Here is a 22,983-nt window from a genome sequence, read left to right as displayed (position 1 = left end):
GGGCTCAGTTAGTTGCCCTTATTTCTTCATTTAAGCTATTACTATATTACCCCACTGCACCGCCCCTAAAAACAGGGGAGGTGCCGTAGGCGGTGGGGTTTACAGCTTTACCCGCGGATCTACCACCGCGTAAAGCAAATCAACGAGAATATTAATTAAAATAAACAGAAAAGCAATGAGCAGGGTAGCGCCGATTACCACCGGAAAATCCAGGTTTTCGACGGCGTGCAGCGTAACGGAGCCCAGGCCTTTCCAGTTAAAAATATACTCGATAAAAAAAGCGCCCGCCATGAGCGAAGCCAGCCAACCCGAAACAGCCGTAATAACAGGGTTTAAAGCATTTTTTAAGGCGTGCCGCCAGATAACCTGCTTAGAAGACAAGCCTTTTGCCCGGGCAGTACGAATAAAATCCTGGGTGAGTACGTCGATCATAGAGGCCCGGGTTAGCTGCATAATAACGGCCAACGGCCGAATACCCAACGCCAAGGCCGGTAATAATAAATTTTGCCAAACTAAATGCCGCCCCGTAAAAGCATCCACTTCGTAGAGTTGACCGGTAAGGCTCAGGCCGGTAAAATTGCTCCAGTAAAAGCCAAACGTAAGAGCGATAATTATAGCGGCCACAAATGAGGGCACCGAAATTCCCAGCACCGATAAGGTAATAAAGGCATGATCCAGAAAGCTATGCGGTTTAAGAGCCGCTGCCATGCCCAGTAGTATTCCGAAAAAGGTGGCGAGCACCATAGCCGCGCCTGCCAGCCAAAGGGTACCTACTAAATGGTCTAATAGAATTTCGGTTACTGGTTTATTACTCTGAAACGAACGGCGCAAATATGGCCATTTAAGTACTACGGCCTGGTTACCGAATGTAAATAAGCGTTGGTAATTATATTTTTGCTGATTATCGGGGGTATCTGGGTGTACGGATATTGGCGAAATATCATTCAGGTAATAGAGCAGTTGCGCAGGTAACGGTTTATCCAAACCTAAGTCGGCAATAATAGCCGCGCGGGTAGCAATATCGTTCCGCTGACCAGCCAGCATCGCTACCGGGTCGCCGGGCAAAACGTTAAACAAAAAAAACACAGCCACCACCACTCCTAACATTATCAGCAGGCCGTGCGCTAACCTTTGCCCAACGAAGCGCAGCCCGTTCATAATTGCCGCTCTACGGTTTGAATACCGGGCGTATCGTTATAATGCCACTTACCTACTACCTGACCATTTTTTAATAACATAATACCGGGGTTCGCCCGCATCATAGTTTTAAGCACGGTGGCATCGCCAAAATAATACGGGGCGCTTAAATTTGCTTCGTGCCGGAAAACGTCAAAATCCTGGGTGCTGCTGGCGGTAACAACCACCGGTTTAATGTTTTTACTTGACTTTTCGGCGGCCACAATCAGGTTATTAATATCCGCAAATTTTTTGGGGTTCACTTTGCTTACGTCCTGCACCAGAATAAGCAGCTTATTACCGCTAAATACTTCCTGGGTAAAATCGCCCTGATCGTTCCACACATTAAAATCGGTAATCTTAGGCCCATCTTCCGGATTTATGGCTACCATTTGTTTGAATTTCCAGGTAGAGTCGGTGGGATACTGCGTAAACTCTTTTTCCTGGCCATTTCTTGCCATAATATATTTGTAACGCAACGGCGAAGAAGGTTTCATCAATGCCGGAATGTTATTGCCTACTTTATACGCCCGGAAATCAATGAATGGCTCGTGGTTATAAGCGTAAATTCCGATTCCAAACGAAAGAATAGCCGTAAGGGCTACCAAAACTCCCGCTACTCTGGCCGTTTTGGTTTCGGGCAAATACCGGCGCGTAGCCAGCAATACCACAATTAATAGCAGCAATAAAATATCTTTCGAAAACGACTGCCAAGGCGTGAGTTTAATGGCATCACCGAAACAACCGCAATCGGTTACTTTGTTAAAGTAAGCCGAGTAAAAAGTGAGAAACGTAAAGAAAATAATCAGAACCAACAAACCCCGCAGAATTTGTCGCAAACGCCAGCGCAGCAGCAAAGCCACGCCCAATATTATTTCCAGCGCACTCAAAAAAATAGATAAAAAAAGCGCATAAGGTTTAAAAATTAAAAAAAACGACGAAAAATCGGCGGCAAATACATCAAAATATTCTTCCAGTTTAATGGCGGTGCCAACGGGGTCGTTTATTTTAATCAGGCCCGAAAAAATAAACAAGCCACCTACAAAAAGCCAGCTTAATCTGCTAATTAGTCTCATGGCTGTTAAAATTTAGTTTTATCAAGGCAAAAACGGCGTAGTTAATCATGTCGCGGTAGTTCGCCTCCACTCCTTCCGAAATCAAGGTTTGCCCCTGATTGTCTTCAATTTGCTTAGTTCGGTAAAGTTTCATTAAAATGATATCGGTGATAGACGAAACGCGCATATCGCGCCAGGCCTCGCCGTAATCGTGGTTTTTAGCTAATAACAATTGAATGTTTTTTTCGATGTGCGCTTCGTACCAGGCAGCTACCTTTGCAGCAGGAATTTCCAGTTCGGTTTCATCGGCCAGGTCCATTTGCATGAGAGCAATCACGCAATAATTTATAATTCCCACAAACTCCGACGTAATATCTTCGGGCACTTTCTGCACCCCCTTTTCCTGAATGGACCGGATGCGTTGGGCTTTAATAAAAATTTGATCGGTAATGGAAGGCAAGCGTAAAATGCGCCAGGCCGTACCGTAATCACTAGTTTTTTTAATAAAAATTTCCTGACAGGCACTAATTACCCGTTTATATTCCGACAGCGTTTGATTAATCAACTTTTTAGGCTTATTTTAGAGAATCGTAAACAGATATCCCGGTTTGAAGGCGAAAGATACGTTTTTTTACAAAAAGAGCACTCTTAACTGCCACGGAAAAATCCTTTCGCTGGCCACCCCGGTAGTCATGGGGATTTTAAATGTAACGCCTGATTCTTTTTACGAGGGCAGCCGGCTCATTAGCCTCGATCAGGTAGTAGCTAAGGCCGAAAAAATGTTGGCCGAAGGAGCAGATATCCTGGACATTGGCGGATATTCGTCGCGTCCGGGAGCCGAGGATATTTCGGTGACCGAAGAAATGGACCGGGTTATACCGGCTATTGAAGCTATCCGAAAAGCTCTGCCGGGCACTCTTATTTCGATTGATACTTTCCGGTCCCAGGTAGCCGAAGCGGCCGTAAAAGCCGGAGCCTCTATTATCAACGATATTTCGGGAGGTAGCCTGGATGAAGCTATGTTTGCGAAAGCCGCGGCTTTAAAAGCGCCTTATATTTTAATGCACATGCGGGGTACGCCCCAAACCATGAAGCAGCTAACTAATTACGATAATTTGCTATTGGAATTGGTGACGTATTTTGAGCAAAAAGTGGCCCAATTACGCGCGGCCGGAGTAGTAGATATTATTATTGATCCTGGCTTTGGTTTCGCCAAAACCATAGAGCAAAACTTTATGTTACTGCGAAACCTACACGAGTTTAGCTTATTTGAACTACCGGTTTTGGCAGGTCTTTCGCGCAAATCGATGACTTACAAAACCTTAGGCATAGAAGCTACGGAGGCCCTGCCGGGCACTATTGCTCTAAACACATTGGCTTTGCTCCAAGGCGCCAGCATTTTGCGGGTTCACGACGTGAAAGAAGCCGTACAAACCATTAAATTGGTGAGTAGGTTACAGGTTGCAGGTTGAAGGTTACAGGTTGCAAGTCGCATTAAGTTGCAGGTTACAGATTGCCAGTTGACAAATTGTTTATCGCTTGATTATGATGCTCTAGGCAACCAAAATTTATGATTTTTTATAGTTTGATTATAGTTGATACGGAAATAAAACGTTTGCAACCTTAACCAAAAATAAATATTAAAAATAGACGTTGCTTAATCTTTGACTTTAACCATAACGAAATAAATATTAAATCAACTTGCAATCTGTAAGTTGTAACTTAAAATAATTTGCAACCTGTAACCTGAAACTAATTTGATACCGTTATTTACCATTGGCTTTTTGGAAATAAACTGGCTCGATATCGCGGATATCTTGCTGGTAACGGTATTGCTGTACCAGTTGTATAAAGTGCTTACCGGGAGCGTGGCGCTTAAAATCTTTGTGGGTTTGCTTTCTATTTACCTCTTGTACCTGGTAGTAAAAGCAGCCGGTATGGAATTGCTTACGATTATTCTGGGGCAATTTATGGGAGTGGGCGTACTTGCCATGATTATTTTGTTTCAGCAGGAAATCCGGCGCTTCCTGATGATGATTGGCAAAAGCACCCCTTTTAACAGCGATAAATTTTTCCTGGGCTTTCCGTGGCGCAAATCCGAGAACGAAAATCGCATTAATTTGACGCCTTTTATTGAAGCGGCTAAATCATTGGCGGGCAAAAATATTGGTGCTCTAATTGTTTTTGCCCGCAGCTCCGAGCTAAAATTTTACGCTGATTCCGGCGACACGATTGATGCGGTAGTTTCTAAACGTTTACTGCTTTCTATTTTTAATAAAACCAGCCCGCTACACGATGGGGCCGTAATTATTGCCAATAACCGGATTAAAGCAGCGCGTTGTATTTTACCCGTTACCGAAAATACGGATGTACCCGCCTCCATGGGTTTGCGGCACCGGGCCGCTATTGGCTTAAGCGAAGTAACCGATAGTGTGGTGTTGGTAGTTTCAGAAGAAACCGGCCAAATAGCCTTGGTTCGAAATGGGCAAGTATACCGCAACCTCGCGGCCGCCGATTTGCGTTCTAAGCTCAACCACTTCCTCTTCGATATCGAGCCTAAATCAACAACCGCTCCTGCCGGAGAAAAATCAGTATCAGTAGCCTAGAATTTACCCTTTCTTTTATCCTTACTAGCCCGTTTATTTTATTATATTGAAACCGGCCATTTAGTACTCATGCGTACCAAGTTAAAAGAATGATTGACAAAAAATGAACAGTATTCAAACGGGAAAAGAACTTCTTACGGCAGTAAAGGAAATTATCATTCAAGCCAAAAGCTTGGCCTTTAAAAACAATAATTCTATTTTGCTTCAGATGTATTGGCAAATAGGCAAGCTTATCGTGGAAGACGAGCAACAAGGCAAAGCAAAAGCTGCTTATGGCAAAGAAGTGCTCAAAAATCTCTCCCGGCAGCTTACTCTCGAATTTGGCAAAGGTTTCGACGAAAGTAACTTGCGTAACATTCGCCAATTTTATATAGCTTTTCCAATTCGTGACGCGCTGCGTCACGAATTGAGCTGGACGCATTACCGTATTCTCAGTCGGCTAGAAAGTGAAGGTCTTAGAGAAAAATATCTACAACACGCCGTAGAGAGTAACTGGGACACCCGTACTCTACAGCGAAATATAAAAACGCAATACATTGGCCGCATATTGGATTCTAGTATCGCCGGCAAAATACCAAAAGCTCAGCAATTGTTAAAAGACCCGTATATTTTCGAGTTTTTAGGATTACCCTACAATACAGCCGTAAGCGAAAGCAGAATAGAAACCTCACTCATCAATCATTTGCAGCAATTTCTAATGGAATTGGGAAAAGGCTTTGCCTTTGTTGCCCGGCAGCAACATATTGTAACCGATACCTCCGACTTTTATATTGATCTCGTTTTCTACAATTATTATCTCAAATGCTTTGTGCTGATTGATCTTAAAACGGATAAGCTTACACATGCGGCCATTGGGCAGATGGATATGTACGTGCGCATGTACAACGACTTAAAACGCAGCGAAGGCGATAATCCCACGATTGGCATTATTTTGTGCACGGAAAAAGACGAAACGATTGTAAAATACTCGGTGCTAGCCGAAAACGAACAGCTCTTTGCGAGCAAATACCGCTTATATCTACCTAAGGAAGAAGAGTTAATTCAACTAATAGAAGCCGACCGGATTCATTTTGAACTGAATAACAATAGGTAAAAAAGTTATATGCTAATTTTACTATCTATATACAACCAAAAGCTCTCTGCATGGGTCATCTAATTATATATTTTAAATCCCATGAAGAAATTGGTTCTATTCTTTATTCTGCTTAATCTTACTTGTACTCTTGGTTGCCGGAAAGAAAAATTGATAATACCTTAACCGGTACTTGGGAACTTCGTTCAGTTGTGGGCGGCTTAATGGTTCATCCTAAATACACTCCCGGCAATGGTAATATTTTAAAGTTTGAGGATACTAATTATTCCAAGTATTCTAATGGGCAACTCACTAAAAACGGCACGTACACGCTGATTTCAGGAAAATCTTTTAATGGTGAATTAATGGAGCGAATTATTTACGATGATGATGATATAAATGCATCCATGCAATTTCTAGAAATTAGGAATGGAAAATTAACTATTTATTGGGGCGCTGATATTTCCTTAGATGGCGCAGTAATGCAGTACGAAAAGTTATAGAAATTAAAACTCGCTATTGGCTCTTCAAATACAACAACCGCAACTTTCGGAAAACATTTTAACCAATACCCGAGCATAACGTAAAGCAAAATTTATAATTTGGCCTTTTAATCAGCTCAGCACTTTGACCAAATTTCCGAAAGCTATGTTGCCCAGACCTTATATTCTATCCGAAACCAACTGGAAAACTGTTAAAGATACCCGCTACAAAGTAGCCGTTTTGCCCTGGGGCGCTACCGAAGCCCACAATTATCATATGCCTTACGCTACCGACACTATTCTGGCCGAGCACGTGGCAGCAGAGGCGGCCCGGTTGACCTGGGAACAAGATACCAGAGTAATGGTGCTGCCTTCCATAGCCTTTGGCGTTAATACCGGTCAGTTAGATATTCCATTTACCATTAATATGAACCCGGCAACGCAGGCTCTGGTGCTGCGCGACATTGTAGATTCCTTATCCGGACAGAATATTAAAAAACTGGTAGTTTTGAATGCCCACGGCGGCAACGATTTTCGGCAGATGATCCGGGAATTACAGGGTAGCCATCCGGATATGTTTATTTCTACGGTTAACTGGTGGCGAACTGCCAAAGACACCGACTTTTTTGACGAACCCGGCGACCATGCCGGCGAACTCGAAACCAGCGCCGTAATGCACGTAAACCCGGATTGGGTATTACCTTTATCGGAAGCGGGATTGGGTAAAAGCAACAAATTAAAGCTAAAGGCGCATCAGGAAGGTTGGGCCTGGACTCCCCGCGCCTGGACCAAAGCCACCAACGACACCGGCGTCGGTAATCCGGCCCGCTCTACTCCTGAAAAAGGTAAGAAATTTATAGAGGCTACTTCTGCTAATATTGCCAGCTATTTGGTGGAACTGGCCCACGCCGATTTAAATAATTTGTACGAAAGAAATCAGAGTATTTAAAACTTGCTAAGCAGTTGCAATACACCTTTGGCGTAGGTAGCGCCAATAGGAATAAATTTAGAACCAATCGTTACGTTATTATCTTCTACGGCCGTTATAGCATCTAAATTAACGATAAAAGAACGATGTACCCGGATAAATTTATTTACCGGGAAACGGTTGGCAATAGATTTCATGGTGGCGTACACAATTGTTTTTTTGTTGTTAGACACAATGTGCACGTAATCGCCGAGCGCTTCTATGTATTGAATATCGGCAAAATAAATTTTTATCAGCTTTTGCTCTACTTTTACAAAAGTGAAATCGGCGGAGGTATTGGTGTGCTGGCGTTGGTTTAATTTATCATACGCTTTTTGAGCGGCAATCAGAAAACGGGGGTACGTAATGGGTTTTACCAGGTAATCAATCACGTTCTTTTCAAAAGCTTCTACGGCATAATCGCGGCTGGCACTGGTTACAATTACAAGTAAATCTTTGTTGCTGATAGTACTCAGCAGATCCAGCCCCGACATATCCGGCATTTCCATATCCAGAAACAATATATCTACGGCCGTTTCCCTTAAAATGCGGGAAGCTTCAATGCCTCCGCTTGCCGTACCCATTAATTCCAGGAAATCCGTATTCGAGATAAACTTTTGAATAATCTTCGTCGAAAAAATATCGTCGTCTATAATTAAGCATTTACATTTAAAAGGAGAATGAACAACCAGTGGCGCGAGCATGAACGTAGTTTTTAATAGCTATTAATAACTAAAATCAATAGGGCTAATTATCCGAAAAGTAGGTACTTTTCGGATAATTAGCTTCTTATTTCAAGTATATAAACTATTTATATTTCATTTTGTTCCCGAGCATTCTTTTCTTATAAACCAAAACATAAAAAATTATAAGAAAGACAAATTTGTTTTGCTACAAAAAAAGAATCAAATTCAGGATTCTGCTCCAGCAGTTATTTAAGTTGATAAACGTGATGGAACAGCTAAAAAGATACTATTGTAAAACTTCTTCTCTACACCATTTTTTTATGAAACAAACCCGCTTCTTAGCACTTATTTCTTTCTTTGTAATTGGGCTTTTACTCGCCTTTATCCCGGCTCCTAAAACGAAAACCGTGGTATTTTTTGGCGATTCAATAACCCAAGCGGCCGTAAAACCGGGTGGCTACATTGATGTGTTGAATCAGGAGCTGACTAAAAGCGGCAAAAGTTCGCGCTTTAACTTGGTAGGTGCGGGTATAAGCGGCAACAAAGTACCCGATTTACAAAAGCGCTTAGCTACCGATGTGCTCGCCAAAAAACCCGACTTAGTATTTATTTATATTGGCATTAACGACGTGTGGCATTTTACGCATCCGTGCTGCAAAGATAAAGCCGGTGGTACGCCTGTTGGGCAATACGAAACCGGCCTGAAAGATATCATTAATCAAATTAAAGCTACTGGGGCAAAAGTAGTTTTATGTACGCCCAGTGTAATTGGAGAAAAACCGGATGGCAGCAACGCCGAAGATGCCATGCTGGAGCAGTACGCCACTATTAGCCGGAAAGTAGCCCGCGAAACCAAAGTAAAACTCTGCGATTTACGCACCGCCTTTCTCAAACACCTGAAAGAGCAAAATACCGAAAATGCCGAACAAGGTATTTTAACTACCGACCGGGTACACCTAAATGCCGCGGGTAACCGCTTAGTAGCGGAACAAATGTTGGCTTACTTAAAATAAAGCACGGAATTTTAGTGGTTAGATACTAGTGTTTAGTCCATAGTCCATACTTTTAATTAGTTGATTTGTGAGTAATTACAATTTATAACACCCATCGACCTACAATTAACTTACCACCAGATAAAAGACTTGTATCCATTTAACTTATTTTAGTCTTTTCTCCTTATTACCCTATAATTAGTATTTCATTTAAAATATCAGATTTTTTATTCCATGATGAAACGACGCACCTTTGTAAAAGCTTCGCTCCTGAGCGGCTGTTTATCCAGCACCGTTCCTTTTTTAAATCCAGCATTTGGTTCAGTTAAACAAAAAGCTAGTAAACCAGAGTACTACGAATTGCGGGTATACTCGTTAAAAAACGAAACGCAGCAAAAACTGGTAGAAGACTATTTTCAGAATGCGGCCATTCCGGCCCTTAATCGCTTGGGCAGTAAAAATGTAGGCGTGTTCACGGAGCAGCAACCTACCGGTCAAACCAAAATTTACGTTATTATTCCGTATAAGTCGTTGGAAGATTTTACCAAAACGAATGAACGTTTGCTGGCAGATGCCCCCTTTCAGCAGGCAGGGGCGGCTTATTTAAACGCTCCGGCTACGGAACCAGCCTACGAACGCATTGAAAGTTCTTTGCTGGAAGCCTTTACGGGTATGCCCAAATTGGAAATACCCGCTAATCAGCCGCGCATATTTGAACTTCGCCGTTACGAAAGCGCTAGCGAAGCCGCCGGTAAAAAGAAGATGGAAATGTTTAACAAAGGCGAAATTGCCATATTTAAGCGGGTAGGTTTAACGCCCGTATTTTTTGGTGAAGCAATTATTGGCGAAATGCGTCCTAACTTAACCTACCTGCTTACCTTCGACGATATGGCCGAACACGACCGTAACTGGAAAACCTTTGGCAGCGACCCCGAATGGAAAAAGATAAGCGGCATGCCGGAATACGCCGACGCTAAAATTGTATCGAATATTACCCGTACTTTTTTAATACCTACCTCCTATTCGCAGATATAAAATTAAACCTGCTTAGCTGAATATTAAAAGTTACGAGTACTAAAAGGATTGAAAATACAGGCAGTATCTGCAACCGGGTACTGCCTTTATCTTAAGTGGGTATAAATTACAACTTAACTTGCCTTTGCTTGCCGCTAAAATCCGTTATAATGATTGTTTCTAATCCGGTACCAAATAGTGCCCGACAAGATTGAGACAAATAACCACTACCGTAGAAAAATTCTTCGTGGCGTTTTTTACCATTTTTAAATAGCAGATCGGCATAAGCATCGGTTGGTCTGAGGCGGATAATCGAATCTTTACCGATTGGATTTAATCCCTGATAAACCTGCAGGCTGTCCGCGTTGCAGCTTATTATTTCTAATGGCTGCTTATTAATTGTTATTAGCCTAACCATAGCTTTGGCATCGCCGGAAACTTTTAAACCGGTTGCTTTGGGCGGTAAGGTCCTGAATTTACCTTTTCCGTTGCCCAGCAAGCAAACACCATTAAAGGCATCGTAATAACCTACGGCCGTTTCCGAAGCAAAAGAATTACCGACTAATAAAACATCTAAATTGCCATCGTAATTAAAATCGGCCACGTTCATTCCAAAAACCGGCGCGTATTGAGCTGTTAGGGGCAAAGCTTGGAGCGTAAATTTTCCGTGGCCATTGTTCTGGATATAACTGCTGGCAAAGGTGTAACTCTTATAGGTATAAGCATCTTTTAATTCCTCCTCGGTAAAAAGACTTTCCGTGGTACTGGCGCCGTAATCGGCGTACCGGGGAAACCGGCGGCGCATGGCTACCATCTGGTCGGTAAGCGCATCGCGCGCGGGAGCCGGATAATTGGTATTCTGAATAAAATAACTAATAACCGGGTCGATGCTGCCGTTTTTATCAAAATCTTTGGCGAATACACTTACGGGCTGTTCCGGACTGGCTTTGTACTTTGAATTAAGCCCTAAATTACCGGCTATATAGTCCATATCGCCATCGTTATCGAAATCGCCGGCCGTTAAACTGTTCCACCAACCGTTGGTATTTTTTAAGCCCGTAGCAGAAGTTACATTGGTAAGTTTTCCTTTTTGATTTTTAAAAAAGCAAACAGGCATCCACTCCCCGGTTAGAATTAAATCAATTTGATTATCGTTATCAAAATCCGTCCAGAGGGCGGCGGTTACCATACCGGCTCGCTCCAGCTCGGGGCATACTTGTTGGGTAACGTTAGTAAAACGGCCATTTTGGTTGCGTAAAATACAGCTTTGTCCGGGTAAGGGGTATTTCTGCGGTTCGTTTCGGCCCCCAATAAACAAATCCAGGTCACCGTCTTTATCAAAATCAGTGGCGGTAACGCAGGAGCCGCTGGCTACCATTCGGGGTAAGGCCAAACTATCGAGCGTGAAATTTCCTTTTCCGTCGTTCTGGTACAAGCGGTGCTGGTATTGGTCAGAAGCAGCTTTAAACTCGTTGCCTCCGCTTACTACGTACAAATCCAGATCATTATCCCCGTCCGCATCGAAAAACAAGCTTCCCGTATCATCCGCCCGATTTCGCGTTTTGGTTAGCGGTTTACTTTGGAAACGTCCTTGTTTTGTCTGATAAAAAATAGTACCTGTATAATTACCGGAACCGCCCACGTAAAAATCGTCGAGGTTATCGCCATTTACATCGCCAACGGCTAAACCGGGTCCACTTTGAGAGTATTTATGCGGCAGCAAAGGCTGATTTTTAAAATCAACGTAGTCGTTTTCTTCGTGTTTAAAAGCAATTCCGTAGGCGGTATTAATTTTTTGAAAAGTGGTTTTGGCGCCGGTTTCACTACCAGTTTACGTAAAATACCATTTTGCTGCTTCAGCGTCAGGGTTTGGTTTGCGGGCACCTTGGTAAGTAGTTGATAGCTGCCGTCGGGCCAGGTAATTTCCAGTGAATCAATTAAGGTGGTGTTGCCTAAACCAAAATGAATACTTTTATCTAACGATGACTGGTATCCCCGAGTTAAGTAATGCTCGTAGAATTGTTGCTGGCCTTTACTTTTAAGTTGGATAGTAGCGCCAATACCATCCCGGTTGGGTACTTGCCCTTGCAATTGTATTTTCAAAAAGTGCGTTTGTAAGATAGTTTCCGCGTTGTTGCGATACACAAAGGCAGGACTGTTGAGGTTATTAACCACCAAATCTAAATCACCATCCTTATCTAAATCCGCGTAAGCGGCCCCGTTAGAAGTAGACGGCTTTTCTAAGCCCCAATCAGTTGTTTTGTTCGCAAACGTTAAATCGTGTTTATTTTGGTAGATGTAATTCGGCACAATAACGCTCTCCAGCTTCTTAAATTCTTTCTTCAGTTTTGCTTCCATGGCTTCTTGGGTACCAAACATTGCCTGCTCCGATTGGTAGTGCATGTAATCCAAGTTAATCATGTCTTTTAAGTAGCCATTGGTAATAAATAAATCGCGCCAGCCATCGTTGTCGTAATCGGCGAGTAAAGCGCTCCAACTCCAATCGGTAGCATACACTCCGGCCAGTTGCCCGATTTCGCTGAAAGTATTGTTGCCATTATTTATCTGCAGCGTATTCCGGACGTATTGAATATCGTACCCTAAGCGCTTGTTTAATTGAAAGCGTTCGTAGTTAGGTGCTTCCATAGTTAGCTTTTGCCGCTTATTATCTTCCGGCATCATGTCCATTTCCACAATATCCGGTAGCCCGTCGTTATTATAATCGGCAATATCAGTGCCCATGCCGTTGTAGCTGGTGTGCTTGAGGTATTGGTTCAGTTTATTCGTAAAAGTGCCGTTCCGGTTATTTATCCAAAGCAGGTCGTTGCTTAAAAAATCGTTAGCGGTATAAATATCGGGCCAGCCGTCCTGGTTAATATCGCTAACCGCTACACCTAAACCCCGACCCTCTATCAAAATACCCGCCTCTTTTGATACATCAGTAAAGGTATTATTGCCATTGTTCCGGAACAATTTATCTGTACTCAGGGAAGTGCCATTAGTTATTTTGGGGCGGGGAACATTGGGATTACTCGTGCCTTCGGGAGCATTACGCAGCAAGTACATATCCAGGTCCTGATCTTTATCATAATCCAGGAAAACGGCCTGGGTACTGTAACCGGCTTCCGCTAAACCATAGGCTTTAGCTTCTTCTTTAAAAAAAGGTTTACCAGCCGCATTTAAGCCTTTATTGATAAATAATACGTTGGGCGTTTGTGGTTTTCCGGCTATTGGGTTGACGGTACAGGCATAAATATCTAAAAAACCGTCCTGGTTTATATCTACCATGGTTACACCGTTTACCCATAGATTAGTAGCCGTGCCGGAAGAAACTGTAATATCTTCGAATTGGAAATTGCCTTTGTTCAGGTATAATTTGCTCGAAACCATATTTCCCGAAAAGTAAAGGTCGGGTAAGCCATCGTTGTTAACATCTCCCACGGCTACCCCGCCGCCATTGTACATGTACCCGTAGGTTAGCACGTTTAAAGAATCCGTTTCGGTGATGGTGTTATGGAAGGTAATGCCCGTTTCGCCGGGTTCTAGTAAGGTAAATAACAGCTTTTCTTGTTTAAATAAATGACAACCTGGTAACAGGCAAATGAAGAGAGTAAATGGCAGTAAAAACTTAATTTTCATTATCTAAATGATTCGCAAAGCACAAGTAAAGTAACTAATATAAGCAATTTTCAGGATAGGTATTGGTTCATGTGTATCCAACGAAAGTTTTATACCAGATTGAAATCTAAAAGAGGTACTAAGGGTGGTTTATCTTTGGAGCCTTTTCCCGTCTCCAGGCACTGGTGCTATCTAGTTTGATGAGTAACCTGTTTGCCTCCTGGCCGGTGGGCCTCGTTTGGCTCTTCCGGGCGGGTCTAAGCTTCCTTTGTTCGTTCCTCGGCACACCGGAACCTTAGAAGGCCATCCTTAGCCAAACGGGTGTCTGTTTTTCTTAGCTACTGTCTTTCTATCATCATCTAACAGAAATTTGCTAACCACTTATATTCTTTTCAAATTGTATTTGATTATATCTGTTAAGCAATTACTGCCGTAAGTTCTTAGATTTCGTGTTAACATAAAACAGGCCGCAAACAGGTGAAGTTTGCGGCCTATTACGTATTCAATTAAAATTCTGCTTTAATAATTAGGATTCTGAGCGGAGATACCGGCCGCTCCCAATTGCGGATTACGGTTGATTTCGTCCTGCGGAACAGGTAAAACAAAGTCGCGATTCGGATTGAAGCTGTAAGTCGTAAAAGGTGGCGTTATTTTACTCGCCTTTATCCAACGCAATACATCAAAATCCCGGCCTTCTTCGCCGCCGCGCTCTACCGCACTTTCGTGCACAATAGCCGCAAAAACTTCTCCCTTAGACCCAACCGGAAACTTCGCCGTTGGATAATGGGGCATCATTACATCGGCCCGATCGCGCAATTGATTTAAATAACTTACGGCGGCTGTTTGGTTGCCCAATTCGTTTTCGCATTCTGCCAGTAATAAAAGCGCTTCGGCGTAACGCATTACCCGGGTATTAATACCGGCCGGATTGAATCCGGAATCCGTTTTGTAAAGATTAGTGTATTTTTCCCAGCTAACTTTAATGGGTTGTCCGTTCAGGGTAGAAGTACCCGCTCCGCCTTGCAAAGCTTCGGTTAAAACTTTGGTGTCGTTATTAAACTTATCGCCCGGGAAAAATACGGTATAATCTAACCGCGGGTCTCTTTTCGCCGCGCCGTTTTCCGGTGTTTCGTACTCGTTCAATAATTTATCCGACGGAATTAGGTTACGCCACGAAATCGGATTAATTTCCTGGTTACGCACCGAAGATTGCGCTTCGTTCGGGCCATCGCCCGACCCCCAGTTGTAACCGTTATCGCTCCGGCCCTGAAAACCAATTTCCCAGATTGACTCGGAATTGTACTCGGTTTCTTCCCGGAAATTATCGTTGTATTTGGCCGTAAGCGTATATTTACCCACTAGCTTTTCCAGTTCGGTTTTAGCAGTGGTGTAGTCGCCTTGCTGCATATACGATTTACCCAACAGGAACGTAGCGGCGCCGGAAGTAGCGCGGCCTAAATCACCGCCGGAACGAGTAGGAGGCAAACCCGCCTGAGCCGCTTTTAAATCTTCTAGTACCACTTTGTAAATATCTTCGGGCTTGGTGCGAGCCTGAAAAGCATCTACGGCCGTTACCGGTTCGGTGTAAAGCGGCACGGCGCCAAAAAAGTTTACTAGCTCGTAATAAGCCCAGGCGCGTAAAAACCGGGCTTCGGCTACCATTAAATCTTTTTTGGTCGCATCGCCGCTGGCCAGTGGTCCGTTTAAAATTACGGTATTTGCCCGGTGAATAACGGTGTAGAAGCCATTCCAGACGGAACCACTGACGCCATTATCCGGGGTGGTATTACCGTTCAAGATTTGCGCCCGGGGGGCTTCTAGTTGCGCTCCGCCGGTAGCAAAATCTCCGCTGCGCAAGGAGTGCGTAAAGAACCACTCGCGGGCCACTAACAAGTTGGAGTGTGCCGTAGCATAGATACTATTTACTGCCAGTTCCAGCTCATTGGCCGTTTTAAAATAAGATTCAGAGGTAAGACTGTTGGGATTAACTTTATCTAAATCGTCGTGGCAGTTTGAAAGAAGTAAAGCCCCTAACAAACAAGCTGATACATATATTTTTCTCATAATTGCCAATAATTAAATAACAAATGCTCTTCTGATAATATCCGAAAAAAATTACAGCGTAATCTGAATACCTCCCAGGAAAGTTCTGGCGGTAGGATATTGCCCGAAATCAACTCCATTTTGTAACAAGCCCCCGTTTAAAGTACCTACTTCCGGATCTAAGCCCTTGTATTTGGTAATGGTGAACAGGTTTTGCGAAGAAAAATAAATTCTTAAACCGCTAATTTTACCTCCGGCAAACGACTGCATCGTACCAGTTGGTAGGGTATAGCCGATTACTAAGTTTTTCAAACGGAGATAAGAACCATCTTCTAAGAACCGGTCGGAAACCCGGTTATTTCGGTTAGGATCACCGGCTACCATGCGCGGAATAGCCGTATCGGTGTTGGTCGGCGTCCAGGCATCTAATACTTGCGTACCGGCATTAAATAAACGCTGACCACCTTCAATAATTACCCGGCTGGCATTGTATATTTTGTTCCCCTGCACGCCTTGGAAAAACAAGGTAGCATCAAAATTCCGGAAATTAGCCGAGGCATTTAAACCGTAACTGAATTTAGGCAGGTAATTACCCAAGAAAGTTTTGTCCAGCGCGTTAATCACGTTATCGCCGTTTAAATCTTTAAATTTTATATCGCCGGCGGCCGTACCGTTTTCTTGTTTAGGTGAATTTTTCACATCATCGGCATTTTGAAATATACGATCTACTTGCCAGCCGTAGAAAGACTGAATGGGCTGACCAGCGGCGGTACGGGTAATTTGGTCCCCACCGAAATCGGCGTTTCCGCCGGCATCAATGGTCGGGCTAGCCGCCGTTAAACTTACCACTTCGTTCCGGATACGGCTAACATTGGCATTTACATTCCATTTAAATTCGTTTTCCGTTTCGTTGTAGCCTGCTTGGAATTCCCAGCCTCGGTTTTGCATTTTACCTACGTTGGCTCTTACCCCAGCCCCCTGGAAACCAAAAGAATTAGGAGTAGGTACAGATAAAATCAAACCATAATCATCATCGGTGGTGCGTTCAAAATACTCGGCTGAGAAAGTAATTTTATTGTTTAAAAAACCGAAATCCACTCCGTAATTACGCATACTGGTAATTTCCCAACGAAGCTGACGATTGGCAATACCGGAATAAAAAGATGCCGAAGCTGGCGTACCGGTAGTGGTAAAAGGATAAGCCGCCCCGTTTACGGAGGCTAACACCATCCAATCGTAATCACCTAAACCATTAAAACCAACTTTACCGTAACTGGCTCTTAATTTAAGGTCAGAGAGAGCTCTTACAGATTTCATGAACGGTTCTTCGGTTACGCGCCAGCCAATGGAGGCACCCGGGAAATTACCCCATTTATTACCGGGAGCAAATTTAGAGGAGCCATCGCGCCGGAAAGAAGCACTTAATAAGTACTTACCTTTGTACTCGTAATTGATGCGGCTTAAATATGAAATAAGCAAATTTTCGCCGTAAGTCTGGCCCGCCGATAAGTTACTCGGGTTATTAAGCGTTTGCACAATATTATTGGCTTGGCTACCCCGGATAAATTCGGTAATACCTTTAAAGCCTTGCCGCTCTTGTACCGCAATGGCATTTATGTAATGGCTACCGAAAGTTTTATCGAAAGTTAATTGGTTGGTAATAATTAAAGAACGACCGGTAGAACGGTTATTCTGGATAGTAGCATTTGGCCGGGTAACGGCACCACCCGCATTATAAATGGGTTGATAGATGTAGTTTAAATTATTAAAATAATCTACGCCGCCGGTAGTTTTAAAGCGCAGCCAGTTGGTAAACTTTAATTCTATGTTCAGGTTGCCCAGTATTTTTACATCGCGGTTTTCGTAGTCCTCCAATAAAGCTTCCCGGATAGGGTTGGTAGGGTCAGAGCTATCTAAAGCATCCGATTCCCGGAAGCCGCCTAATTTGGTAGGGTCATACACTGGCATATAAGGCTGCGACCGAATCGCATTAACTAGCCGGGTTCTGTTGCCCGATGGATCGTAGTTCTGCGTGCCGTAAGAACCCATTAAATTCTGGCCTACGGTTACAAATTTGCTGATATTATGGTTGGAATTAACCCGTAAGTTATACCGGTCGAAACCAACTCCCTGCATAATACCCTCTTGCTTAAAATAACCCGCGTTTGTAAAAAACTGCGATCTTTCGTTACCACCGGATAAGCTTATGTTGTTTTGTGTAATCAGTCCGGATTTAAAAAGCTCGTCTTGCCAATCGGTATTCGTTTGCGCGTAGGTTTGGGTAGCGCCTTCGTAAATAGGTTTATTAAATTCAGTTGGGCTTAAACGAGTAGGCAGATTGGCATTCGGGTCGGCATTTTTAATTAACATGGTAGCATACTGCACGTATTGCTCGGTATTTAACAGATCGAGCCTTTTAGTAGCAGCCTGCGTGCCTACGTTTGAATCAATGGTAACCCGCATTTTACCGTCTTTGCCGCCGGATTTAGTAGTAATAATAACTACCCCGTTCGCTGCTCTGGAACCGTAAATAGCGGTAGCCGCTGCATCTTTTAAAACTTCTACGGAAGCAATATCTTTCGTGTCGATACCGGTTAACCCACCCGTAGGAATGCCATCTACTACGTACAAGGGCTCGGAGCTAAAACTAACGGAACCTATCCCCCGGATGCGAACAATGGGCGCGGTACCCGGTGTACCCGTATTTACTACCGTTACGCCGGCCGCCCGGCCTTGTAAAGCCTGGGCTACACTCGGAACCGGTAACTCCGAAATTTGCTTGGCCGATACGGAACTAATAGCGCCCGTTACCGACTCTCTTTTCTGGGTACCGTAACCTACTACCACTACTTCTTCTAAGGCTTTGGTATCTTCCACCAGTGCCACTGTTATCGGGCCAGGCCCCGAAACCGAGACTTCTTTCGTACTATAACCAATAAACGAAAAAACCAAGGTACCAGCCTGCTCCGGAATACTAATGCTAAAAGTACCATCAGGGCTGGTGGTGGCACCTGTGGTACTTCCTTTTAACAATACCGTTACCCCAGGTAAACCTTCGCCGTTAGCGCCGGTAACTTTACCGGTAATCTGCCACTCCGGCGCTTTGGCAACCACATAAAGCGGTAATTTTTCGGGCCGGCTACCCGCAAGCCGAACCGGAGACGGACTGTTACTATTATTATCAGTTGAAGCGGTTGTTAATGGCTGAAAAGCATTAGGTAAATTTATGCCTTCTGTTTTGTTTTCCGGTAAAATGGCATAGGTCCGCTCGTTGATTTTAGCGTAGCGCAGGCTTACCGTAGCTAATAATTTATCCAGTCCTTTCTCCATCTTGTCGGCCGGCAAACCTGAAGCTGCCACTAATTTACCTTCCAAGTTTTGGGTTTCGTACAAAAAGGAAATGTGGTATTGTTGCTGCAAGTTCTGCAGCACATCGGTAAGCGGAACCTTCTTACTGGAAACATGGGTAGCCTTGGAAGTATTTAGCTGATTATTCGCTAAGAGCAGGTCTTGCGCGTACACCTCGGGCATAGAAGCCAAACAAGCCAGCAGTAAGGCATTGCGTAGCAGCTTTTTGTTTTGGTTAGTAATCATTTTTCACAAGCTTTAATTTTTTAATTGTATTATTCAAAAGTTTAACTATTAGGAGTGATCAGTAATGTTTTCCGGCCTTGTTTTTCTAGTTTTAAATCAAAGGAAGTAGAAAGCGCTAACAGTAAGGTATTGACATCGTCGATATAGATTTCGCCGGTGATTTTGCGGGTTACAATCCGGGGATCGCTTACTTTTACCGTAAAGCCATAATTTTCTTCGAGTAAAGTCACAATATCTGCCAGAGGTGTAGCTTCAAAAATGAGTTTCTTATGCGTCCAGGAAGAATAAAGCTCGGGGTTTACCCGGCGCTTGGTAAATTTTTGTTCGACGGGTAATAATTCCGCCATTTCGCCGGGCTTCAGAGTCTCCGTTACCTTTTCATTAATACTATTATTGACGGACAGACAAACTTTGCCCGAGTTAAGAACGATTCTGGTTGTTTGGCGCCGGTTAGTAACATTAAAGCGCGTACCTAATACCCGCACGTTTACCTCGGGAGTATGCACAATAAACTTGGCATTACCCCGGCCAGGTTTCTGGAGTACACTAAAAAAGGCTTCGCCGGCGAGCCAAACTTCCCGGCTCTCGTTGGAGCGCCAGTTAGCCATGTAACGCAAGGTAGTGTTGCCGTTTAATACAACCGTAGAAGAATCGGGCAGAATAAGAGTAGCTGTTTCGCCGTAATTGGTGCGGTAAACTTGTTGCTTTTGCTTAAGTGCAGCATAGTAAAATAAAGTGCTTCCCAGGCAAAATAAAATTACAGCAGCGGCCCATTTTGACCATTGCGGATAGGAGCGATTAGTAATTTTAACTGGCTGTAGGGGTGCGGCATTTTCCTGAAAGGCAAGCCGGTATTTTAAACGCTGCCAGCTTTCCTGCTCCTGTACCTCCGGTATAACCATTGGGGTAAAAGAAATACCCGCCAGTAACAAAGCGGCCTGCTCGGCAACAACCAATTGCTCGGGGTGAGCCGCCAGAAAAGTATCCCATTTTACTTCCGCAGCAACGTCGGTTTTGTAGACCCAATGCTGAAAGGATGAATCCTGGAGAAGTTCTTCAATGGTAAAGTCTGGCAAATCCATGGGATACTTCACGCCTGTTGTTTTCTTTTTATTTAAAGAGAGAAAACCGGTCAATTTCTACCCAGTAAAATTCAAGTATTTGTAAAATTTACATTTTTATCATTTTTTAGAAGATATTATTGTAAAAAATACAATAAAGCAAATTGTTACTTAAATAATATACTAGACTGTTAAACAAAGGAAAATAGATTTTGTAATTGCCTTATTTTATTGATTTTAGAATTATCATTTTCCAAAATAATTTAGTAGTATTAGAACTGGATTTCACCAGATTTTTCATTTTCTACCCTGCTCTCAAGTTTGGTTTGATTTAAAGCGATAAATTTTACTTTTTATATCCGGATAGCTTTTTCAAGTGTTTATGGCTTTGATTATACCCATATCAGCAATACCATCCTCTTCCTGCCCGCAGGTCGCCAATCTTACCGAGCCGGAGATTTGGGAAGGAATGCGTCAGGGAGACGAAGCGGCACTTGCCCAACTACATAAAACGTATTATAAAAGCCTTTTCCGGTACGGGGTTAAGTTGAGCCAAAACGCGGCCATTAGTGAAGACTGCCTTCAGGATTTATTCGCTAATTTGTGGGCTACCCGGCAACAGATTAGTGCGGTGCAGTCGGTTAAATTTTATTTATTTACTTCTTACCGGCGCCTTGTTTTGCTGCATATAAAAAAGCAGCAAAAACTACTTCATCCGTTTTTTAACCAAGACCCCGCCATTGTTTTCTCCGCCGAAGAAATAACCATGCGTTCCGAAGCAGATCACGAAATAGCGCAAAAATTAATTTTTCTGTTGAACAGTTTGCCCAAACGCCAGCGCGAAGTACTTTACCTGCGGTTTTACGAAGATTTAAGTCTGACGGAGATAGCGCAATTAATGGATTTGAGTTACCAATCGGTGTTGAACTACACCCAGCGGGCCTTAACCAACATCCGGCAACGACCGGAAATAGCCGCTCTGCTAAGCCGTTCTTCCCTTAAATTAGTTACTTCTTAGCTTTCTTCTGCCTTTTTTCCTCTATATTCTACCTTTATAAGGCTTAGGGTAACTACGAACGTAAATTCAAATTTTTTCTTTACTAAGACAACGGGATAATTGTCTGACAATTAAAATTAAGCGATAATATTTTTCTCTCAAGCTGTTTCCGTTAACAACTCAAAGCATTGCTTCGCTATCTCCCGTTCTTCGTTCGTAGGAATGACCAATACTTTCACCGGCGATGCCGGGTAATTAATTTCGCGGAGTTCTTTTGAGCGGATTTGGTTTTTTTCTTCGTTAAGTTGGATTCCCAGAAAATCCAGGTTGCGGCATACACGGGCGCGTACGTCCGGGTCGTTTTCGCCTACGCCAGCGGTAAAAACTACAGCGTCCAAACCATTTAACACGGCCGCGTAGGCACCGATGTATTTTTTAATCCGGTACGCGTACAAATCGTACGCTAAATTAGCCGCCGTATTTCCTTCTTGTAGGACTTGGGTAATATCGCGCATGTCGCTGAAGCCGGTTAAGCCCAGCATGCCGCTGCGTTTGTTGAGCAAAGCATTTACCTGCTCCGGGTCGTAGCCTAATTGGTTTACCAAATGAAAAATAACCGAGGGGTCAATGTCGCCGGAACGCGTTCCCATGATTAAACCGCTTAAAGGTCCGAAACCCATGCTGGTATCCAGGGCTTGATTCCCTTTTACCGCGGTAATACTGCAGCCATTTCCCAGGTGAATAGTAATAAGTTTGGCATCGGGTTTACCTAGATATTCCACGGCTTGCTCGGCTACGTACTTATGGCTGGTACCATGAAAACCATACACCCGGATGCCTAAATCGGTGTAAAAAGATTCGGGTAAGGCATACCGAAAAGCGTATTCGGGCATGGTTTGGTGAAAGGCCGTATCAAAAACAACAACTTGCCGGGCTTTCCGGAAAGTTTTTTCGGCTACTTCAATGCCCAGATAATTAGAAGGATTGTGTAAAGGCGCCAGCGGGAACAATTTTTTAATTTCGGCTTTTACTTCCGGGGTAATAATGGTAGTCGCGGCAAAAGTTTCGCCGCCGTGCACAACCCGGTGGCCGACCACTTCAATCTCGTCCGGATTCTGAATCACGCCGGTTTCCGGATCAGTTAACAACCGTTCTACTTCCTGCAAACCCGCCGCGTGATCGGGTAAATCTAACGTTAAGCGAATTACTTTTTCCGGTTGGGTAGTAAATATCCGGTGGGTAATAACGGCATCTTCCAAGCCAATGCGTTCAATCAGACCGCTGCAGATGGGCTGCACGGAAGGCATTTTAAATAATTGGTATTTAATCGAACTGCTGCCGGCGTTTACAACAAATATGTTCATGTAGTTTTTATTTACGGATTAGGTTTTACGTAGTAGGTTATACGTTTTTTGGAATAGATCTCCCTTTCATTTAACATCCTACTTGTTAAAATAATAACCTCCACTATCGCGAGCGTCTTCGCTCGTGATACCCATCGTCCGGCCTCTGGCCGGTAGGAATTCAACTAAATTTTCTTTTAGAAAAGTCTATCTGTTCGCCCGGCCAGAGGCCTGCCACATAATAGACACGAGCGAAGACGCTCGCCAGCAGGTGGTA

Annotated in this window: 18 protein-coding genes; 8 read left to right on the top strand and 10 right to left on the bottom strand. The window is 43.5% G+C overall.

What is annotated here, in order from left to right:
• Positions 1-99 precede the first annotated feature (99 nt).
• The 3 genes from AHMF7605_RS23180 to AHMF7605_RS23170 are packed head-to-tail and all read right to left on the bottom strand — an operon-like array spanning position 100 to position 2,796.
• Positions 100-1,158 carry an ABC transporter permease gene (locus AHMF7605_RS23180; protein WP_106932369.1) on the bottom strand — a complete coding sequence of 353 codons (1,059 nt, stop codon included), beginning with the start codon at positions 1,156-1,158 and terminating at the stop codon, positions 100-102.
• Positions 1,155-2,252 carry a BT_3928 family protein gene (locus AHMF7605_RS23175; RefSeq protein ID WP_106932368.1) on the bottom strand — a complete coding sequence of 366 codons (1,098 nt, stop codon included), beginning with the start codon at positions 2,250-2,252 and terminating at the stop codon, positions 1,155-1,157. Before AHMF7605_RS23175 ends, AHMF7605_RS23180 begins: the two co-directional genes overlap by 4 nt.
• Positions 2,239-2,796 (bottom strand): DUF1599 domain-containing protein, encoded by a 558-nt coding sequence (locus AHMF7605_RS23170; protein ID WP_106932367.1) that lies wholly within the window; start codon positions 2,794-2,796, stop codon positions 2,239-2,241. The genes AHMF7605_RS23175 and AHMF7605_RS23170 overlap by 14 nt, the downstream gene beginning before the upstream one ends.
• A 43-nt stretch (positions 2,797-2,839) precedes the next feature.
• Between AHMF7605_RS23170 and folP the strand changes: the two genes are divergently transcribed.
• The 5 genes from folP to AHMF7605_RS23145 all read left to right on the top strand — a co-directional run bounded on the left by folP (position 2,840) and on the right by AHMF7605_RS23145 (position 7,340).
• Entirely contained in the window at positions 2,840-3,703 is an 864-nt protein-coding gene (gene folP / locus AHMF7605_RS23165; protein ID WP_106932366.1) for a dihydropteroate synthase, read from the top strand.
• Positions 3,704-3,988: 285 nt separating this feature from the next.
• Positions 3,989-4,837, top strand: coding sequence for a diadenylate cyclase CdaA (gene cdaA / locus AHMF7605_RS23160; protein ID WP_106932365.1), 849 nt, complete (start codon positions 3,989-3,991; stop codon positions 4,835-4,837).
• Positions 4,838-4,940: 103 nt separating this feature from the next.
• On the top strand, positions 4,941-5,930 hold the full coding sequence (locus AHMF7605_RS23155) for a PDDEXK nuclease domain-containing protein (protein ID WP_106932364.1): 990 nt from the start codon (positions 4,941-4,943) through the stop codon (positions 5,928-5,930).
• Positions 5,931-6,064: 134 nt separating this feature from the next.
• Positions 6,065-6,412 (top strand): hypothetical protein, encoded by a 348-nt coding sequence (locus AHMF7605_RS23150; RefSeq protein WP_106932363.1) that lies wholly within the window; start codon positions 6,065-6,067, stop codon positions 6,410-6,412.
• A 145-nt stretch (positions 6,413-6,557) separates the two neighbouring features.
• Positions 6,558-7,340 carry a creatininase family protein gene (locus AHMF7605_RS23145; RefSeq protein WP_106933584.1) on the top strand — a complete coding sequence of 261 codons (783 nt, stop codon included), beginning with the start codon at positions 6,558-6,560 and terminating at the stop codon, positions 7,338-7,340.
• On the opposite strand, the gene AHMF7605_RS23140 is transcribed toward AHMF7605_RS23145, so the two are convergent.
• The gene (locus tag AHMF7605_RS23140; protein WP_106932362.1) at positions 7,337-8,062 is read right to left on the bottom strand and encodes a LytR/AlgR family response regulator transcription factor; all 726 of its coding nucleotides are present in this window, start codon (positions 8,060-8,062) and stop codon (positions 7,337-7,339) included. The genes AHMF7605_RS23145 and AHMF7605_RS23140 overlap by 4 nt on opposite strands.
• 302 nt (positions 8,063-8,364) lie before the next feature.
• Here AHMF7605_RS23140 and AHMF7605_RS23135 point away from each other — a divergent pair, with 302 nt between their 5' ends.
• Entirely contained in the window at positions 8,365-9,057 is a 693-nt protein-coding gene (locus tag AHMF7605_RS23135) for an SGNH/GDSL hydrolase family protein (protein ID WP_106932361.1), read from the top strand.
• Positions 9,058-9,270: 213 nt separating this feature from the next.
• Entirely contained in the window at positions 9,271-10,071 is an 801-nt protein-coding gene (locus tag AHMF7605_RS23130; RefSeq protein ID WP_233219227.1) for an NIPSNAP family protein, read from the top strand.
• 106 nt (positions 10,072-10,177) lie between these two features.
• Here AHMF7605_RS23130 and AHMF7605_RS23125 read toward each other — a convergent pair whose 3' ends face one another.
• The 5 genes from AHMF7605_RS23125 to AHMF7605_RS23105 form a co-directional block, all read right to left on the bottom strand.
• Positions 10,178-11,773, bottom strand: a complete 1,596-nt coding sequence (locus AHMF7605_RS23125) for an FG-GAP repeat domain-containing protein (protein ID WP_106932359.1) — start codon at positions 11,771-11,773, stop codon at positions 10,178-10,180.
• Entirely contained in the window at positions 11,734-13,689 is a 1,956-nt protein-coding gene (locus AHMF7605_RS23120) for a CRTAC1 family protein (RefSeq protein ID WP_106932358.1), read from the bottom strand. The genes AHMF7605_RS23125 and AHMF7605_RS23120 overlap by 40 nt, the downstream gene beginning before the upstream one ends.
• A 498-nt stretch (positions 13,690-14,187) precedes the next feature.
• A complete protein-coding gene (locus AHMF7605_RS23115) occupies positions 14,188-15,732 on the bottom strand; it encodes a RagB/SusD family nutrient uptake outer membrane protein (RefSeq protein WP_106932357.1) in 1,545 nt (514 codons plus the stop codon).
• Between the two features lie 51 nt (positions 15,733-15,783).
• Positions 15,784-19,305, bottom strand: coding sequence for a SusC/RagA family TonB-linked outer membrane protein (locus AHMF7605_RS23110; protein ID WP_106932356.1), 3,522 nt, complete (start codon positions 19,303-19,305; stop codon positions 15,784-15,786).
• A 41-nt stretch (positions 19,306-19,346) separates the two neighbouring features.
• Positions 19,347-20,441, bottom strand: coding sequence for a FecR family protein (locus AHMF7605_RS23105; RefSeq protein WP_106932355.1), 1,095 nt, complete (start codon positions 20,439-20,441; stop codon positions 19,347-19,349).
• A gap of 307 nt (positions 20,442-20,748) precedes the next feature.
• On the opposite strand from AHMF7605_RS23105, the gene AHMF7605_RS23100 reads away from it, so the two are divergent.
• Positions 20,749-21,384, top strand: a complete 636-nt coding sequence (locus AHMF7605_RS23100) for an RNA polymerase sigma factor (RefSeq protein ID WP_106932354.1) — start codon at positions 20,749-20,751, stop codon at positions 21,382-21,384.
• A 137-nt stretch (positions 21,385-21,521) separates the two neighbouring features.
• Here AHMF7605_RS23100 and AHMF7605_RS23095 read toward each other — a convergent pair whose 3' ends face one another.
• Positions 21,522-22,727, bottom strand: coding sequence for an acetate/propionate family kinase (locus AHMF7605_RS23095; RefSeq protein WP_106932353.1), 1,206 nt, complete (start codon positions 22,725-22,727; stop codon positions 21,522-21,524).
• Between the last annotated feature and the right edge of the window lie 256 nt (positions 22,728-22,983).

Origin of the sequence: Adhaeribacter arboris (assembly GCF_003023845.1) — a bacterium.
Classification (GTDB): Bacteria; Bacteroidota; Bacteroidia; order Cytophagales; family Hymenobacteraceae; genus Adhaeribacter; species Adhaeribacter arboris.
Note: the sequence above shows the minus strand (reverse complement) of the source record. Positions and strands in the feature narration are given on the sequence as shown.

What these genes read in the sequence shown, in the direction of transcription:
- AHMF7605_RS23180 (WP_106932369.1), bottom strand. Translation starts at nt 1,158, where the DNA reads ATGAACGGGCTGCGCTTCGTTGGGCAAAGGTTAGCGCACGGCCTGCTG.
- AHMF7605_RS23175 (WP_106932368.1), bottom strand. Translation starts at nt 2,252, where the DNA reads ATGAGACTAATTAGCAGATTAAGCTGGCTTTTTGTAGGTGGCTTGTTT.
- AHMF7605_RS23155 (WP_106932364.1), top strand. Translation starts at nt 4,941, where the DNA reads ATGAACAGTATTCAAACGGGAAAAGAACTTCTTACGGCAGTAAAGGAA.
- AHMF7605_RS23145 (WP_106933584.1), top strand. Translation starts at nt 6,558, where the DNA reads ATGTTGCCCAGACCTTATATTCTATCCGAAACCAACTGGAAAACTGTT.
- AHMF7605_RS23140 (WP_106932362.1), bottom strand. Translation starts at nt 8,062, where the DNA reads ATGCTCGCGCCACTGGTTGTTCATTCTCCTTTTAAATGTAAATGCTTA.
- AHMF7605_RS23135 (WP_106932361.1), top strand. Translation starts at nt 8,365, where the DNA reads ATGAAACAAACCCGCTTCTTAGCACTTATTTCTTTCTTTGTAATTGGG.
- AHMF7605_RS23130 (WP_233219227.1), top strand. Translation starts at nt 9,271, where the DNA reads ATGATGAAACGACGCACCTTTGTAAAAGCTTCGCTCCTGAGCGGCTGT.
- AHMF7605_RS23120 (WP_106932358.1), bottom strand. Translation starts at nt 13,689, where the DNA reads ATGAAAATTAAGTTTTTACTGCCATTTACTCTCTTCATTTGCCTGTTA.
- AHMF7605_RS23115 (WP_106932357.1), bottom strand. Translation starts at nt 15,732, where the DNA reads ATGAGAAAAATATATGTATCAGCTTGTTTGTTAGGGGCTTTACTTCTT.
- AHMF7605_RS23110 (WP_106932356.1), bottom strand. Translation starts at nt 19,305, where the DNA reads ATGATTACTAACCAAAACAAAAAGCTGCTACGCAATGCCTTACTGCTG.
- AHMF7605_RS23100 (WP_106932354.1), top strand. Translation starts at nt 20,749, where the DNA reads ATGGCTTTGATTATACCCATATCAGCAATACCATCCTCTTCCTGCCCG.
- AHMF7605_RS23095 (WP_106932353.1), bottom strand. Translation starts at nt 22,727, where the DNA reads ATGAACATATTTGTTGTAAACGCCGGCAGCAGTTCGATTAAATACCAA.